The 16,724-nt window shown below is 63.5% G+C and carries 14 protein-coding genes; 5 read left to right on the plus strand and 9 right to left on the minus strand.

What is annotated here, in order from left to right:
- Positions 1 to 385 precede the first annotated feature (385 nt).
- The gene (gene secA, locus J1777_RS10295) at positions 386 to 3,121 is read right to left on the minus strand and encodes a preprotein translocase subunit SecA (protein WP_207575612.1); all 2,736 of its coding nucleotides are present in this window, start codon (positions 3,119 to 3,121) and stop codon (positions 386 to 388) included.
- Between the two features lie 179 nt (positions 3,122 to 3,300).
- Here secA and J1777_RS10300 point away from each other — a divergent pair, with 179 nt between their 5' ends.
- Positions 3,301 to 3,612, plus strand: coding sequence for a DciA family protein (locus tag J1777_RS10300; RefSeq protein ID WP_207575613.1), 312 nt, complete (start codon positions 3,301 to 3,303; stop codon positions 3,610 to 3,612).
- 64 nt (positions 3,613 to 3,676) lie between these two features.
- Here J1777_RS10300 and J1777_RS10305 read toward each other — a convergent pair whose 3' ends face one another.
- The 6 genes from J1777_RS10305 to J1777_RS10330 form a co-directional block, all read right to left on the minus strand.
- The gene (locus J1777_RS10305) at positions 3,677 to 4,660 is read right to left on the minus strand and encodes a chemotaxis protein (protein ID WP_207575614.1); all 984 of its coding nucleotides are present in this window, start codon (positions 4,658 to 4,660) and stop codon (positions 3,677 to 3,679) included.
- A 153-nt stretch (positions 4,661 to 4,813) separates the two neighbouring features.
- The gene (locus J1777_RS10310; RefSeq protein ID WP_207575615.1) at positions 4,814 to 6,217 is read right to left on the minus strand and encodes a sulfite reductase subunit alpha; all 1,404 of its coding nucleotides are present in this window, start codon (positions 6,215 to 6,217) and stop codon (positions 4,814 to 4,816) included.
- Entirely contained in the window at positions 6,210 to 7,214 is a 1,005-nt protein-coding gene (locus tag J1777_RS10315) for an FAD:protein FMN transferase (RefSeq protein WP_242700494.1), read from the minus strand. Before J1777_RS10315 ends, J1777_RS10310 begins: the two co-directional genes overlap by 8 nt.
- Before the next feature lie 133 nt (positions 7,215 to 7,347).
- A complete protein-coding gene (locus J1777_RS10320; protein WP_207575616.1) occupies positions 7,348 to 8,160 on the minus strand; it encodes a DUF4198 domain-containing protein in 813 nt (270 codons plus the stop codon).
- Between the two features lie 26 nt (positions 8,161 to 8,186).
- Entirely contained in the window at positions 8,187 to 8,723 is a 537-nt protein-coding gene (locus J1777_RS10325) for a DUF2271 domain-containing protein (RefSeq protein ID WP_207575617.1), read from the minus strand.
- Between the two features lie 23 nt (positions 8,724 to 8,746).
- Entirely contained in the window at positions 8,747 to 9,358 is a 612-nt protein-coding gene (locus J1777_RS10330; protein WP_207575618.1) for a PepSY-associated TM helix domain-containing protein, read from the minus strand.
- 162 nt (positions 9,359 to 9,520) lie between these two features.
- Between J1777_RS10330 and nagZ the strand changes: the two genes are divergently transcribed.
- Positions 9,521 to 10,615: a beta-N-acetylhexosaminidase gene (gene nagZ, locus J1777_RS10335; protein WP_207575619.1), complete on the plus strand. Its 1,095-nt coding sequence runs from the start codon at positions 9,521 to 9,523 to the stop codon at positions 10,613 to 10,615.
- 14 nt (positions 10,616 to 10,629) lie between these two features.
- The gene (locus tag J1777_RS10340) at positions 10,630 to 11,697 is read left to right on the plus strand and encodes a 6-phosphofructokinase (protein WP_207575620.1); all 1,068 of its coding nucleotides are present in this window, start codon (positions 10,630 to 10,632) and stop codon (positions 11,695 to 11,697) included.
- A gap of 23 nt (positions 11,698 to 11,720) precedes the next feature.
- On the opposite strand, the gene J1777_RS10345 is transcribed toward J1777_RS10340, so the two are convergent.
- Positions 11,721 to 12,641 (minus strand): LysR family transcriptional regulator, encoded by a 921-nt coding sequence (locus tag J1777_RS10345; protein WP_207575621.1) that lies wholly within the window; start codon positions 12,639 to 12,641, stop codon positions 11,721 to 11,723.
- A gap of 166 nt (positions 12,642 to 12,807) precedes the next feature.
- On the opposite strand from J1777_RS10345, the gene J1777_RS10350 reads away from it, so the two are divergent.
- On the plus strand, positions 12,808 to 13,794 hold the full coding sequence (locus tag J1777_RS10350; RefSeq protein WP_207575622.1) for a DMT family transporter: 987 nt from the start codon (positions 12,808 to 12,810) through the stop codon (positions 13,792 to 13,794).
- 304 nt (positions 13,795 to 14,098) lie between these two features.
- On the opposite strand, the gene J1777_RS10355 is transcribed toward J1777_RS10350, so the two are convergent.
- The gene (locus J1777_RS10355) at positions 14,099 to 14,590 is read right to left on the minus strand and encodes an Lrp/AsnC family transcriptional regulator (RefSeq protein ID WP_207575623.1); all 492 of its coding nucleotides are present in this window, start codon (positions 14,588 to 14,590) and stop codon (positions 14,099 to 14,101) included.
- Between the two features lie 176 nt (positions 14,591 to 14,766).
- Between J1777_RS10355 and glmS the strand changes: the two genes are divergently transcribed.
- Positions 14,767 to 16,665 carry a glutamine--fructose-6-phosphate transaminase (isomerizing) gene (gene glmS, locus J1777_RS10360; protein ID WP_207575624.1) on the plus strand — a complete coding sequence of 633 codons (1,899 nt, stop codon included), beginning with the start codon at positions 14,767 to 14,769 and terminating at the stop codon, positions 16,663 to 16,665.
- Positions 16,666 to 16,724: the final 59 nt, after the last annotated feature.

Raw genomic sequence — 16,724 nt, forward strand, 5'->3', positions numbered from 1 at the left:
TCCCGAACAGGACAGTGAAACAGGTCAGCGCCGATGATAGTGCGGGTTCCCGTGTGAAAGTAGGTCATCGTCAGGCTCTTATAGCAAAGCAAACCCCCAGTCCCAAAAGACTGGGGGTTTTGTTTTTATAGCGCCTTGCGCTTGCTGGGTAAGAGTTTAGGGTTTATTGGAGCCTAAAACTGCCTAAGGGGCTGCGCAAATAGCTATTGAGAAAATGCTGCTGACCTGCCCCCTCCAGCCATACCAATCAGTTGGAGAGAGGTCCAAGGGTTTGCAGGTCACTGCAGCGCTCATCCGGTAACCCCTCGACAAAAAAATGCCAGTCAGTAGTGAACTGACTGGCATTGTGGGTTGAAGCGAATCTTTTATTTAGCAGTGGGTTGGATTACGACAGCTTGCCGTGGCATTGCTTGTATTTCTTGCCGCTGCCGCAAGGGCAGGGGTCATTGCGGCCTACGCGCACGCCTGCTGGCAGGGGGGGGAGTTCGTCTGCGGGGGTGTCGCTCTTGTCGCCATCAGCGCTGGCGTATTGCATGCCGGGAATATGGCCAGCGCGGTCTTCGATGCTGTCGGCGGCTTGTTGCAGGGCTTCGGGTTCGCGAATGCGGACGGTGAGCAGCACGCGTGTGACTTCGTTCTTTACCACGTCGATGAGCTGGCTGAACAGCTCAAACGCTTCACGCTTGTACTCTTGTTTGGGCTGTTTTTGTGCAAAGCCGCGCAGGTGAATGCCTTGGCGCAGGTAGTCCAGTGCGGCCAAGTGGTCGCGCCAGTTGGTGTCAAAGCTTTGCAGCATCACGGCGCGTTGGAAGTGCATGAATTGTTCGCTGCCTGCCAAGTCAAGCTTGCTCTCGTACTGGGCGATGGCGGCTTTTTGTACCAGCTCCAGAATATCTTCGTCGGTGATGCTTTCGTTTTTGGCCACTTGTTCTTGCAGGTTGAGCTGCAAATGCCATTCACCCAATACTTTTTCGAGAGCAGGAAGCGCCCACTGCTCCTCCATTGATTCCTCTGGAACGTATTGGCGCACCAAGTCTTCTGCGCAGCCAGCTATCATTTTCTTTATCAGCCCGGTCAGATCGGGCGTGTCCAAGATGGCGTTGCGCTGTTCGTAAATGACTTTGCGCTGCTCGTTGGCCACGTCGTCGTATTCCAGCAGTTGTTTGCGCACGTCAAAGTTGCGGCCTTCGACCTTGCGCTGGGCGCTTTCGATGCTGCGTGTGACCATGCCAGCCTCAATGGCCTCGCCTTCGGGCATTTTCAGGCGGTCCATGATGGCGCGGACGCGGTCGCCCGCGAAGATGCGCATGAGCTGGTCATCCAAGCTGAGGTAAAAGCGCGAGGAGCCGGGGTCGCCTTGGCGGCCCGAGCGGCCCCGCAGCTGGTTGTCGATGCGGCGGCTTTCGTGGCGTTCGGTGGCAATGATGCGCAGGCCGCCCAGCGCCTTGACCTCTTCATGGTCTTTTTGCCATTGGCTGCGCAGGGCTTCGATTTGTTGCTGTTTTTGGCTTTCAGTCAGTTCTGCGTTGGCTTCAATGGCGGCAATTTCTTGGCTGATGTTGCCGCCCAGCACGATGTCGGTGCCGCGTCCGGCCATGTTGGTGGCGATGGTGATCATGCCCTTGCGGCCAGCTTGGGCGATGATGTCGGCCTCTTTGGCGTGCTGTTTGGCATTGAGCACCTGGTGCGCCAGTCCGGCCTTGGTCAGCAGTTCGTCGATGATTTCCGAGTTCTCGATCGAGGTGGTGCCCACCAGCACCGGCTGGCCGCGCTCGTGGCAGGCGCGGATATCGTCGATGGCGGCTTTGTACTTCTCGGGGGTGGTCTTGTAGACGCGGTCGAGTTGGTCCTCGCGGCGGCTGGGTTTGTTGGGCGGGATGACGATGGTTTCCAGTCCGTAGATTTGCTGGAATTCGTAGGCTTCGGTGTCGGCCGTGCCGGTCATGCCCGAGAGTTTGCTGTACAGGCGGAAGTAGTTCTGGAAGGTGATCGAGGCCATGGTTTGGTTCTCGGCCTGGATGTTTACCCCTTCCTTGGCTTCAACGGCCTGGTGCAGGCCATCGCTCCAGCGGCGGCCCGACATCAGGCGGCCGGTGAACTCGTCCACGATCACCACTTCGCCGTTTTGCACCACGTAATGCTGGTCGCGGTGGTAAATGTGGTGGGCCCGCAGCGCAGCGTACAGGTGGTGCACCAGCACGATGTTCGCGGGGTCGTAGAGTGAGGCCCCTTCGGGCAGCAGCCCCGCTTTGGTCAAGATGGCTTCGGCGTTTTCGTGGCCTTGCTCGGTCAAGAAAACTTGGTGGGATTTTTCATCCACCGTGAAGTCACCAGGTTTGGTCACGCCCTCACCAGTGCGCGGGTCGGCTTCGCCTTCTTGGCGGGTGAGCTGTGGGGCGATTTGGTTGATGGCCAGGTACAGCGAGGTGTTGTCGTCGGCTTGCCCGCTGATGATCAGGGGGGTGCGCGCTTCGTCGATCAGGATGGAGTCCACCTCATCGACGATGGCGAAGTTCAGCGCCCGCTGCACCCGGTCGCCTGCGTCGTACACCATGTTGTCGCGCAGGTAGTCAAAGCCGTATTCGTTGTTGGTGCCGTAGGTTACGTCGGCCAGGTAGGCCAGCTGCTTTTCTTCGCGCGGTGCTTGGGGCAGGTTCACCCCTACCGACATGCCCAAAAAGTTGTACAGCGGGCGCATGGTTTCTGCGTCGCGGGCCGCCAAATAGTCGTTTACTGTGACGATGTGCACGCCTTTTCCGGTCAGTGCATTCAGGTACACGGGCAAGGTGGAGGTCAGTGTTTTGCCTTCGCCGGTGCGCATTTCGGAAATCTTGCCTTGGTGCAGGCCGATACCACCCATCATTTGCACGTCAAAGTGGCGCATTTTCAGCACGCGCTTGGAGGCTTCACGCACCACCGCAAAGGCTTCGGGCAGCAAATCGTCCAGGGTTTGGCCTTGGGCTAAACGGTCTTTGAATTCTTGGGTTTTGCCGCGCAAGGCCTCGTCGGAGAGCTTTTCAAACTCAGGCTCTAGCGCATTGATGCGGGCAACGGTTTTGCGGTATTGCTTGAGCAGCCGGTCATTGCGGCTACCAAAGATGGAGGTCAGGAATTTGGCCATGCACGTTCAGCCCGCCAAGCGCTGCCAATCGCCTTCGATCGCTGCGGCTCAGGGGCCATCCTTTACGAGTTGTGTTTACGGTTGCAACGGTTCAAAAGTGGGGATGTATTGCGCCGTTGCAAGCGGGTTATCTGGCAAAAAGCCAATCGGTAATTCTACCTGCCTCGGATAATGGGGCTATGCAGCATCGACGACACCATGCCATTAGTGTGCAACAAGCCAGCCAAGAAGCGCCTGAATTGGTGCAGCTGTTGCGCCTGAACCAAGAGTCGCAGCAGCGGCTGCGCAGCATCATGGCCCTGGTGCCGCCGGGGCTGCGTGCGAGCGTGCAGGCGGGGCCGATTGAGGGCAGCACCTGGAGCGTGCATGTGCCCTCGCCCACGGCGGCGGCCAAGTTGCGCCAGTTGCTGCCGGCCTTTGCCGCCCATTTGCGCAGCAAAGGGTGGGATGTGCAGCACATTCGGGTGTATGTATTACCGCAAAACCGATAGCGCATGGGGCATAAAAAAAGCTGCCTCAGGAGCAGCTGGGCAGCTTTTTTTGAAGTAGCTGGGTTTATTCGGCCATCATCGGATTTTTGGCCAGTGCTTCACGAATGGCATAGGCCAGCTCGGCGGGCTGGAATTTGGAGACATAGCCGTTGGCACCGACTTTTTGGACCAAGTCTTCGTTGGTGGTGCCTGAGAGCGAAGAGTGAATCAGCACCGGCAATTGGGAGAGGCGCGAGCTTTGTTTGATTTGGCTGGTGAGGGTGAAGCCATCCATTTCGGGCATCTCCAGGTCGGTGAGCACCATGCCGACTTTTTCATAAACACTGCCCCCTTCGCTGGCGGCTTGGTCGGCCAGGGCATTGAGGCGATCCCAGGCTTCTTTGCCCGATTTGACGATTTCAAAGGGTGCCTCTAGCTCTTTGAGGGTTTGCTCAATCAAGGCACGGGCCACAAAGGAGTCGTCGGCGGCCAAAACGATGCTGTTGCTTTTCATTTTGACCTTGGCACCAATGTTTTTTCCGGCCACGGAAGGGCGCTCTTTTTCTGGGGTGACCATGTTCACGATGGCCTCTACGTCCAGGACTTGGGCCAGGCGCTGTTCGCCGGTGGCTTCGTCTTTCATGCGGGCAAAGCTGGTGACCAGGGATTTGACAGAGCCGCTCGATTCGGCCGGCACGACTTGCGTCCAGTCCAGTCGGGCAATGTCTTCCACGGATTCGACCGCGAAGGCTTGCACGGTGCGTGCGTATTCGGTGACCAGCAAGATGTTCAGGCCGGTCTCGGGCTTGCAGCCGACGATGGCGGGCAGGTCAAACACGGGAATCACTTGCCCGCGCAGGTTCAGCACCCCCAGGGAGGAAGGGTCGGCCCCCACCACGGGCGTGATTTGGGGCATGGCCATGATTTCGCGGATTTTGAAAACGTTGATGCCAAACAGCTCCGACTGCCCCAGCGTTTTGTCTTTGCCCAGGCGAAACATCAGCATTTCAAATTTATTGGAGCCAGCAAGGTTGGTGCGTTCGTCGATATCGGATTGGTGTGTGCTCATGGTCAGTTCTCCTGCAAGGGCAGCGGGCGGTTAGCCGCAGATCATAGTTGGTATTGCGGATTGTTACGGTGCTGATGCCCGTGATTGTGCGAGCGCTTTGCGCCGGGCGGTTACTGGGCAAGCCCGTAGCAGCAAGGGTGCGCCGGTATTTTTTTAATACACATCGCGCCGATAGCGGCCTTGCTGCAGCAGGTCGTCCACCACAGCGCTGCCCAAAATGCTGCGCAAAGCGGTATCCACGCCTTCGGCCATGCCGTGCAGGCTGCCGCACACGTACAGGGCGGCGCCACGGGTTTGTACCCATTCGCGCAAGCGATTGGCGTGCTGGTGCAGGCGGTCTTGCACATAGGTTTTTGCGTCACCATCGCGCGAAAAGGCCCAATCCAGGTGCTGCAGGTGGCCAGTGGCGTGCCAGGCGTGCAGTTCGTCCCCGTAGAGCTGGTCGTGTGCGGCTTGGCGTTCCCCAGCGATGAGCCAGTTGGCGTGCTGGCCCAGGGCGGCGCGGGTGCGCAGGTGGGCCCGCAGCCCGGCCAAGCCGGTGCCATTGCCAATCAGAATCAGCGGGCGCTGGGCGTTGCCCTCCAGCCGAAAGCCGGGGTGGGCCCGCAGTTGCAGGGTGAGTGTGGTACCCACGTCCAAACCGGTGGTGAGCCAGTGTGAGGCCCGCCCTGGCGTGCCGTCGTCGCGCCAGGTTTGGCGCACCAACAGGTGCAGGCGGCCATCGGTGGGGATGGACGCGATGGAGTAGCTGCGCGGCGCAGGCGGCTCTTGCGCATCTGTTGCCAGTGGTGGCACCAGATCGACCAAATCGCCGGATTCCCACGTGGTGTTCGGCTCCTGCGTGACCAGCTCCAGGTGAAAGACTGCGCCGCCTTGGCTGCCGGGGTTCAGGTGCTGGCGCTGCACCAGCGTCCAGGTGGAGCGGGCGGGGGCACCGGGGGCGTTGGCCAGGGCGCTGGCATCCAGGTGCAGCGCGGCGGCCAGGGTGTTTTGCCAGTGGGCCAGGGTGGCAGCGGCGTGGCCGGACTGGTCGGCCTCAAGGCGTTCGTGCAGCGGCTGGGCTTGTTGGGCCTGCAGCCACGCATCCAGCGAGCGGCCAAAGCCGCAAAACTGGCGGTAGTGGCGATCGCCCAGGGCCAGCAGGCTGTACTGCAGCGCGGATAAATCAAGCGCTTGCGCCATGCACTGGCGCTGGAACAGGGCGGCATTGTCGGGCGCATCGCCCTCGCCATAGGTGCTGACGATGAAGAGGGCGTGCGTGGCCGCTTGCAGTTGCGCGGGTGTGGTGTGGTTGAGCGCCTGCACGGTGACGGCCCAACCGGCGGCGTGCAGTGGCTGGGCGCATTGCTCGGCCAATTGCTGGGCCTGCCCGGTTTGGCTGGCGTAGGCGATGAGGATGGGGCGATGGCCGCTGGCCAAGGCGGCGGCTTGCGCCTGGGCGTGCAGGCGGGCGCGGCGGTGGCGCTGGTAGAGCGCCAGGCACAGCAGGGCGTAGGCCAGCAGCAGGGCCAATGCCCAGGCCCAGCGGGTGGGGTCGGGGGTGAGCAGGTCAGACATGGGGCTCAAGGGCTGCCTCCCAGGCGCTGCTGCAGCGGCGGGTGGTGGGGCTGCTCAACAGGGCGGCAATGCCATGCTGCTCGGCAAATTCCCAGCCCGCTTCGGGGCCGAGGACGGTCAGCAGCGTGGCCAGCGCATCAGCGTGCAGGCATTCGGCGTGCAGCACGGTGACGCTGGCCAGCGCGTGCGCAATGGGGGCGCCGGTGCGCGGGTCGAGGGTGTGCGAATAGCTGCGCCCCTGCCACTGGTGGCGGTGGTAGAGGCTGCCCGAGGTGGCGATGGCGCAGTCGCGCAGGGCGATGGCGCAGGGCGGGGCATCGGGGGCTGGGCCGACAGCAGCAGGTACAGGGGCGATGGCCACGCGCCAGGGCTGGCCGTCGGGGCGCTGGCCGCTGCCGCGCAGTTCGCCGCCGATTTCGACCAGGGCGTTGCCCAGGCCCAGGGCGTGCAGGCGCAGCAGCACGGCATCCACGGCGTAGCCCTTGGCGATGCCGCTTAAATCCAGCTGCAGGCCGCCGTGTTGCCGCCAGCCGCGTTCCGGGTGGTAGTGCAGGCGTTGCCAGCCGCTGCACGCTTGTGCCTGAGCGATGGCGTGCGGGCTGGCGGGCCGCCAATCGGCAGGGTGGGCGGGAGCGTGCGGGCCAAAGCCCCAAGCGGCCACCAACGCCCCCACGGTGGGGTCAAATGCGCCGCCGCTGGCCTGGGCCCAGTGCAGGCCCGCGTGCAATACGGTGCTCAGATCGGCGGGCAGCGCGTGCCAGGTGTCGGCCGGGGCGCGGTTGAATTGGGCGAGGGTGGAGTCGGCCTGCCAGTGGCTCATGTGGCGCACCACGCTGGCCAGCACGTCCTCGATGGCGCTGCGCAGGGTCTGCAGCGGCAAAAATTGCGGATTGCTAACGCGCACGCGCCAATGCGTGCCCATGCTGGTGCCATGGAGGCTGTGCAGGGTGTCCGGGTCGGCGCGGCGCAGGCGCTGGGGGGCTGCCAAGGTGGGCAAGGCGGGTGCTGCGTGCGCAAAGCTGACGTTCTTTAAAAGAGGAGCTTGTTCCGCTTGATTAGCATGGTTTTTAAGCTTTAAAGTATCTAAAGAGTAATGAATGCGCACGCTAGCAGCTCACTTTTATATGCTTTTAGGGCAGTACTTCCAGCGTGCCGGCGTAGGTCAGGCGGCGTTCCTTGGCCTGGGGCAGGCTGGTTTTGTCGTCCTTGTGTTCGGCTTCCAGCCAGTAGGCACCGGCAGCGGGCCAGGTGACGCTGAAGACGCCCTGGGCATCGGTGGTCACTTCGATCTCGTTGACGCTGTCGCGGTAGCGCGAACCGCCCGGGGTGATGGTGACGGTGACGTTGGCGGCAGGCTGGCCGTCCACCGTCATGCGCAGGCGGGCAGCCTCACCGGCGACCAGATCGTTGGGATGGTGGCCTGGGGTGGGCAGCAGCTCCAGCCCCTGGCCGGTGGCGGCAATGGCGCTGGGTTTGCCCAGGGTGACAAAGGTTTCGATGCGGCCCACGGCTTGGGTGACTTTGAGCTCCTGGGCATCGGCGGGCACTTCGGCGGCAAATTTCTCCGGGGTGCCGCGCCAGCGCTTGGGCTGGCCCTTGGCATCTTTGTAGCTGGCGAACAGGCCGCTGTTTACCGTGGCGATGCGGTAGGTGCCAGGCTGCTCCAGGTGCAGGTCAAACACGTTGCGCAGCTTGCCCTGGTGTGGGTTTTGTGGCTGCAGGGCGCTGCCGTCGGGGGCGGTGATGTGCAGGCCTTGCACATTCAGCGGCACGTGGTTGAAGAAGAATAGGTCGTTGGAGACGGCGGCATCCACGGTGATCCAGTCGGCTTTGGACAGCACCGAGGTGGAAGGCAGCAGCCAGGCGTTGTGCGCCTGGGCAGGCAGGGTGGCGGCGCAGGCCAGTGCCACGGCGGCGGTCAGGCGGGTGAGGGTTTTCTTCATTGTGAACTCCAGGGAAGGGGACAAATTTACGGTTTGACTTGCAGGGTGATGCCCCCCAGCTCAGTCTGGCCTTGGGCTTGCAGGCTGGTGGCCTGGGCGGCGGGCCAGGTGAAGGGGATGCTGACCAGCTCGCGCCCGCCCACTTCACGGGCGGCCTCCACCACCAGCTTGTAGTTGCCAGCGGGCAGGGCGGCCAGGGGGGCTTTGCCTTCGGTGAACTCCAGCGTGTGCTTGCCCACCGGGCGGGTGGGGCTGGTCACGCCGTCGATGGGCAGGTCCAGCTCGCGCCCGGTGCGCCGCCACCATTGGCGCATGTCTTTGAGCCATTTGGTGCCTTCGGCGTTTTTCAGCTTCAGGTCATACCACACGGCCAGGGTGCTGGCCACGCTGTTGTCGGCCCGCTCAATCCACACGGCCACGTAGGGGCGGTGGTATTCGGCCACTTGCAGGCGGGGAATTTCCACGCCCACCGTCAAACTGGCCGCCAGGGCTGGGGTGCCCAGGGCGGTAAAACCGGCAGCGGCCAGGGCCGCAGTGCCAAAGCGCAGGTGCAGGGGGTTCATCGGTTCGCTTTCCTTTTTTTCAATCAATGGATAAACAACAGCGCCAGCAGCGCCGGCAGCAGCAGCCCCAGGCCCAGCACCGGCCAGGCCATGGGGCGGTTTTTGGCGTGCAGGTACAAGATGCCCACGCCGGTGGCGCTGAACAGCACGCAGGCGATGGCAAAAATGTCAATGAACCAGCGCCAGGCTGCGCCGGTGTTGCGGCCTTTGTGCAGGTCGTTGAAATACGAAATCCAGCCCCGGTCGGTGCGCTCGTATTCGGCCTGGCCATCGGGCAGGCTGATGCGCAGCCAGGCATCGCCACCGGGGCGCGGCAGGGACAGGTACACCTCGTCCTCAGAGAATTCGGCCTCGCGCCCGGCGGTGGCAATCTGCCAGGTGCTGTCCAGCCAGGCCTGCAAGGCAGGGGGCAGGGGGGCGTGGCCGGTAGGCAAATCGTGCAGCAGCGCGGCGGGCACCTGCGCCTGCCGCTGGGTCACCTGGGGGCGGCCCTCAATATCGGCGGCGTGGTTCAGCGTAAAGCCAGTGATGGAAAACAGCAGCATGGTCACCAGGCTGACGGCGGCGCTGACCCAATGCCATTGGTGCAAAGTTTTCAGCCAGCGGGCGCGAACAGAGGGGGCAGAGGTGGTCATGCAAAAAAGGTGGGCAATTAGCGTGCAAAGCCGTGCATTCTAGCGAATCTAAATGAAAATGAATCCCATCTACAAAGATTTGCCAACTCTTTACATCCGCGCCACTGTGCAGCGCTGGCGTACCATTGCGGGCTTCGTTTTTTGCGACTTACGGATGCTTTTATGCCCACTGCTTTTGCTGCCCCGCCTGCCTGCCATGCCCCGTTGATCATTGATATTGCGGGCACTGCGCTGACGGACATCGACCGCCAACGCCTGGCCCATCCCCTGGTTGGCGGCATGATTTTGTTTGGCCGCAACTGGCACGACCGTGCCCAGCTCACTGCCCTGTGCGCCCAGATCAAGGCGCTGCGCCCTGATCTGCTCATTTGCGTCGATCACGAAGGCGGGCGCGTGCAGCGCTTTCGCACCGATGGGTTCACCCACCTGCCCGCCATGGGCGTGCTGGGCCAGTTGTGGACGCAGGCCAGCCCCGAACGCGCCCGCCAGGCAGCGCTGGCCTGCGGCTACGTGCTGGCGGCCGAACTGCGCGCCTGCGGGGTGGATTTAAGTTTTACCCCCGTGCTGGATTTGGATTGGGGCACCAGCGCCATCATTGGCGACCGCAGCTTTGGCCGCGACCCGGCCACCGTCACCAGCCTGGCGCAAAGCCTGATGCACGGCCTGCTGCAGGCGGGTATGGCCAACTGCGGCAAGCATTTTCCGGGGCACGGCTTTGCCGCAGCCGATTCGCACGTGGCCATGCCGGTGGATGAGCGCCGCCTTGCGGCCATTCTGGCCGACGATGCCGCCCCCTATCCCTGGCTGGCGCAGGTGCTCACCAGCGTCATGCCTGCGCACATTGTTTACCCCGAGGTGGACAGCCGCCCCGCTGGCTTCAGCGCCCGCTGGCTGCAAGACATCCTGCGCGGCCAGCTTGGCTTTGACGGGGTGATCTTCAGCGACGACCTGAGCATGGAGGGCGCGCGCATCATCGACGGCGCACCCGTCAGCTACACCGCCGCCGCCCTGGCCGCCTTGCACGCGGGCTGCGATGCCGTGCTGCTGTGCAACCAAAGCGTGGGCGATGGCCAGCCGGTCGATGCCTTGCTGGCCGGTTTGGCCGCCGCGCAAACCGCTGGGCGCTGGCAGCCCAGCGCCTCCAGCGCCCAGCGCATGGCCCGCTTGCGGCCCACGGCCCCGGCGCAGGATTGGGCCGCCTTGCAGCACGATGCGCGTTACCAGCAGGCGCTGTGTTTACTCCCAGCCCTTGAATAAGAAAGACTTCCCCCATGAAAGTTGGCATCCTCACCGGCGGCGGCGACTGCCCCGGATTGAACGCCGTCATCCGCGCCGTGACCAAATCCTTGATCGGCTATGGCCAGTGCGAGGTGCTGGGCATTGCCGACGGTTTTGAAGGCCTGATGGCCCCGCAGCCGCAGGCATGGCCTTTGCGCTGGGACGATGTCTCGGGCATCTTGCACCGGGGCGGCACCATTTTGGGTACCAGCAACAGCGCCAATCCCTTGAAAGATGCCGCCACCTTGGCCCAGGTGCAGGCCAATGTGCAGGCGCTGGGGCTGAAGGTGGTGGTGGCCATTGGCGGCGATGGCACCATGAGCCTGGCGCACGGCGTGGCCCAGGCCACGGGCATGCACTGCGTGGGCGTGCCCAAGACCATTGACAACGATATTGCCCACTGCGAGCGCAGCTTTGGCTTTGATACGGCCGTGGCCACCGTCACCGAGGCCCTGCACCGGGTCGAAAGCACGGCCAACAGCCACCACCGCGTGATGATTGTCGAAACCATGGGCCGCCATGCCGGCTGGTTGGCGCTGGAGGCGGGGCTGGCCGGCGGGGCCGATGTGATCTTGCTGCCCGAGATGGATTACGACGTGTCCACCATCGCTGCCACCTGCCGCCGCCGCGAAGAGCGCCAGCGCTACACCATCATCTGCATTGGCGAAGGGGCCAAGCAAAGCGGTGCCGACCAGACCGTGCAGGCCCGTGTCGAGGGTAGCCCCGACCCGGTGCGCCTGGGCGGTGTTGGCCACGTCTTGCGCGAGCAATTGCAGCCCTACCTGAAAAGCGAGGTGCGTACCACCGTGCTGGGCCACGTTCAGCGCGGCGGTGACCCCACGCCCTACGACCGCGTGCTGGCCACCCGCTACGGCCACAAAGCCGCGCAACTGGTGCTGGCCGGGCAGTTTGGCCAGATGGTGACCCTGCAAAACGGCCACATCGGCAGCGTGCCGATTGCCCAGGTGGCCAACACCCAGCGCAAGGTGCCGCTGGACCATGAGCTATTGGTCATGGCGCGGGACATCGGCATTTGCTTGGGTGAGCGGGCTGCTGGGTGATGCCTGTCTGCCTGCCTGCCGACTCAGCCCAGCGCAGGGTGCTCCAGGGGCTGGGCGCACACCTGCAAATGCGCCACCAGCGCTGCAGCAAAGCCGGACAGCGCCCGGCCTTGGCGCGTGCAAATATGCAAGTCGCGCTGCGCCCAGGGCTCCTGCAACTCCAGCACCGCCAGCGGATGGCGTGCGCTGGTGGCTGGTAAGGCGCTGCGCGGCACCATGCCGATGCCCACCCCGGCGCTGACCATGCGGCAGACGGCCTCGAAGCTGCGCACCTGAATGCGCACATCCAGATGCTGGCCCAGCGCGGCAGCGGCGTTCATGGTGAAGGTGTGGATGGCCGAGCCGGTGTGCAGCATGACAAAGGCATGCTCCAGCACCTGGGCAAAGCGCAGCGGCCCGCGCCCGGCCAGGGCGTGGTCTTGGGGGGTGATGAGCACCAGCCGGTCGCGCCGGTAGGGCTGCAACTGCACGCTGCTGCCATCAATGGCGCTGCTATCGGCCAGCACGCCCAGCTCGATCTCGCCGTGGGCCACGGCCAGGGCAATGTCGCTGCTGGTGCGCTCTTCCAGCGTCACGCTGACCTGGGGGTGCTGGCGCAAAAAGCTGGCCAGATCGTCCGGCAGAAAAGTGTGCGTGGCATGGGTGTTGGCCCACAGGCTGACATGGCCGCGCACGCCGCTGGCAAAGGGCGAGAGGTTGGCGTGCATTTGCTCCAGCGCCGCCAACACCTGCCGGGCATTGCGCAGCAGGGCCTCCCCGGCGCGGGTCAGGGCCACGCCCCGGGCCTGGCGTTGAAACAATTGGGCCCCCAGGGCCGCCTCCAGCCGTTGCAAACGGTGGCTGGCCGAGGACGGAGCCAAAAACGCCCGCGCTGCACCGCGCGTGAGGTTGCCCTCTTCGGCAATGGCGACAAACAGGCGCAGGTCGGTCAGGTCGTAGTGCATGGCGGTGCTGGGTGGTGAAGCTGGTGGTTAAGCATTCGTTTTTGACGAATTCTGTGCTGGGTGATGGGCAATTGTGCAATGGGTGGCGGGCGGGCACCATTCGCGCCCATCGTATGTCCGCTGGGTGGTCGGCGGATGGTTCCCAAATTTTTTGCACTGTTCTCGTATGCCTTGGAAACATTGGTCTGCCGAACGCCTCGGGCTGGCGCTTGCTGTGCTGGCGGCGCTGGGTTTTTCGTTCAAAGCCATTTTTGTCAAGCTGGCCTATGCCGTGCCCCAGCCGGTGGCGGTGGATGCGGTCACGCTGCTGGCGCTGCGCATGGCGTTTTCGCTGCCATTTTTCGCCTGGATGGGCTGGCGTGCGCACCGGGCGGCCGGTGGTGCCGGGCTGGATCGGCGCAGCCTGGTGTGGGTGGTGGCGCTGGGGCTGCTGGGGTACTACGGTGCCAGCATTCTGGATTTTTTGGGGCTGCAATACATCAGCGCCAGCCTGGAGCGGCTGATTTTGTTCACCTACCCGCTGCTGACCATCCTGATTGGCGTGTTCTTTTTTGGTAAGCGCCTGGGGTGGCCAGAGGGCGCAGCGCTGCTGCTGTCGTATGCCGGGATTGGGCTGGCCTTTGCCCACGACCTGCACCTGACCGCCGATATGCGCACCGTGCTGCTGGGGTCGGCGCTGGTGCTGGGCTCGGCCCTGTCCTACGCCTTTTACCAAGCGGGCAGCGAACCGGCCATTGCCCGGCTGGGGGCCATGCGCTTCAGCGCCCTGGCGCTGCTGGTGTCCACCTTCGCCACTCTGGCGCACTTTGCCGCCACCCAGCCGCTGGCCGCCTTGCAGCAACCGCTGCCGGTGTACGGCCACGCGCTGGGCATGGCGGTGTTCTCCACCGTGCTGCCGGTGCTGATGACCTCGGCCGCCATCCGCCACATTGGCGCAGGGCGCACGGCGCTGGTCGGCTCGCTGGGGCCGGTGATGACGATTTTCTTCAGCGCCTGGTTGCTGGGCGAAGCCCTGTCCTGGTGGCAACTGGGCGGTGCCGCCCTGGTGCTGTCCGGCGTGCTGCTGATCGGCATCAGCCGCCAACGCACCACCAGCCGCCCGGCTGCAGCGGCGCAGCCAGCAAAGCCGCCCCACCTAGCAGCGCATCGGTAAGAGCGCAGCCGCCATAACCAGCAAGTCGCCTCCCGTCTGACTCGCCGTAGCTGTTTGAACGGAGCGCCGCAGGCGCGAAGTGAGTTTTACGGCGGGTATCCAAAGCTGCGCAGCACGCCTTCTTTGCTGACTTTCTTGCGCGCGCAAGAAAGTTAGTCGCCCGCCGGGGCGAGTCCCGGCCAGCCAACCACCAATCAAAAAAGAAAGCTACTACCGCACACAGTCATTAGCTTTCAAAGCAATAAAGCTAAAATATCAATAAATACAAGCGCAACAAGCTACAAAAAACATAATCAATCCCTGCTCACCCCAAGTCCCACTGCGTCCCAAACTTCGCCCGCTTGGTCGCAAAAAACGCCTTCGCATTGCGCACATTGGCCGGTTGGGTAAACAGCGCCTGGCTGACGCGCAGGTAATCGGGCATATCGCGGCAGGCCAGCACCAGCACAAAGTCGGGGCCGGGGCTGACGCGCCAGCACTGCTGCACCGCCGGGTGGGCGCAGGCCAGGTGCTCAAAAGCATCCAGCGCCTCGGCGTGCTGGCGCTCCAGCGTCACCTCGACCAGGGCCTGCAGGCCCGGCCCCTGCACCGCGCTGAGGGCCTGCGGGCCGAGGATGGCCACTTGCTTCTCCAGCACGCCGCGCTCCCACAGCCGTTTGACCCGGCGCAAACAGGTGGGGGCCGAGATGCCCACGGCAGCGGCCAGCGCTTGGTTGCTGCGGCTGGCATCGGTTTGCAAAAGGGTGAGCAATTGCAAGTCGATGGCATCGAAATCGGTGTTTTTAATTTCATCCATAAACTGATTATGAAATTATTTTTCAGAATCAAGGGTGGTTGAATTTAAATTTCATCTTCGCTAGATAAGTTAATTTTTATTTCTTTTGACTTCTTCTAGGATGGCGCACATTGCAGTTTTATGCGGTTTTTGTGCGCTTTTCGCGTGGTTTTGGCTTTCTTGGAAGGAATGGTTGTATGTGTGGCATCGTCGCGTCTGTCTCGAATCGCAACATCGTGCCCCTGCTGGTGCAGGGCTTGCAGCGGCTGGAATACCGGGGCTATGACTCCTGTGGCGTGGCCGTACACCGCATGGTCAGTGGCTCGCCCATCAGCCAGGGCCTGGAGCGCACCCGCAGCACGGCGCGGGTGGCGCAATTGCTGGCGCAGGTACAGACCGAGGATTTTCAGGGCCTGACCGGCATCGCCCACACCCGCTGGGCCACGCACGGCGCACCGGCCGTGGCCAACGCCCACCCGCACTTTAGCTACGGCCCCGGCCTGGATGCGGGCAGCGGCGTGCCCGCGCGCGTGGCCCTGGTACACAACGGCATCATCGAAAACTACGAGGAACTGCGCCGCCAGCTGCAGGCCAAGGGCTATGTGTTTACCAGCCAGACGGACACCGAAGTCATCGGCCACCTGGTCGATAGCCTGTACAACGGCGACCTGTTCGAGGCCGTCAAAGCCGCCCGCACTGAATTGCGCGGGGCCTACGCCATTGCCGTGCTGCACAAGGACGAGCCGCACCGCGTGGTGGGGGCGCGTGCTGGCTCGCCCCTGGTGCTGGGTGTGGGGCGCGATGAAAATGAATTTTTCCTGGCCAGCGACCCCATGGCCATTGCCGGGGTGACCGATCAAATCGTGTACCTGGAAGAGGGCGATTTGGTCGATTTGCAGCCGGGCCGCTACTGGCTGGCCGATAAAACCGGCCATGTGCTGCTGCCCGAGCAGCGCCCGGTCAAAACCGTGCAGGCCTTCAGCGGCGCGGTGGAGTTGGGGCCGTACCGCCACTACATGCAAAAAGAGATTTTTGAGCAACCCGATGCCATCGCCAACACCCTGGACGGCATCAGCGCCATCGTGCCGGAGCTGTTCGATGGGGCCGATGGCAACGCTGCCTGGCGCGTGTTCAAGGACATCGACCGCGTGCTCATCCTGGCGTGTGGCACCAGCTACTACAGCGGCTGCACCGCCAAATACTGGCTGGAGTCGATTGCCGGCATCCCCTGCAGCGTGGAGGTGGCCAGCGAATACCGCTACCGCACCAGCGTGCCCGAGCCGCGCACCCTGGTCGTCACCATCAGCCAATCGGGCGAAACCGCCGACACCCTGGCCGCCCTGCGCCACGCGCAAAGCCTGGGCCTGACGCAGACGCTGACCATCTGCAACGTGGCCACCAGCGCCATGGTGCGCGAGTGCAAGCTGCGCTACATCACCCGCGCGGGGGTCGAAATTGGCGTGGCCAGCACCAAAGCCTTCACCACCCAGCTGGCCGGGCTGTTTTTGCTGACGCTGGTGCTGGCGCAAACCAAGGGCCGCTTGACCGAGGCGCAAGAGCAGGACTATTTAACCGCCATGCGCCACCTGCCCATGGCCCTGCAGGCCGTGCTGGCGCTGGAGCCGCAAATCGTCAGCTGGGCCGAAGACTTCGCCAAGCGCGAAAACGCCCTGTTCCTGGGCCGGGGCCGCCACTACCCGATTGCGCTGGAAGGGGCGCTCAAGCTCAAAGAAATCAGCTACATCCACGCCGAGGCCTACCCGGCTGGCGAGCTCAAACACGGCCCGCTGGCGCTGGTCGATGCCGCCATGCCGGTGGTAACCGTCGCGCCCAACGATGAGTTGCTGGAAAAGCTCAAAAGCAATATGCAAGAAGTGCGCGCGCGCGGCGGCGTGCTCTATGTGCTGGCCGATGCCGACACGCACATTGAAAGCGCCGAGGGCCTGCATGTGATTCGCATGCCCGAGCACTACGGGGCGCTGTCGCCCATCCTGCACGTGGTGCCGCTGCAATTGCTGGCGTACCACACCGCCGTGGCCCGCGGCACCGATGTGGACAAGCCCAGGAACCTTGCCAAGAGTGTGACGGTTGAATAACCGTCGCGCTCTTGGGGGCGCGTAGTGCCCCGCCGCAGGCGCAAGGTTGATGGGCTTGC

The sequence above is a fragment of the Comamonas denitrificans genome (genome assembly GCF_017368815.1).
Taxonomy (GTDB): domain Bacteria; phylum Pseudomonadota; class Gammaproteobacteria; order Burkholderiales; family Burkholderiaceae_C; genus Comamonas; species Comamonas denitrificans.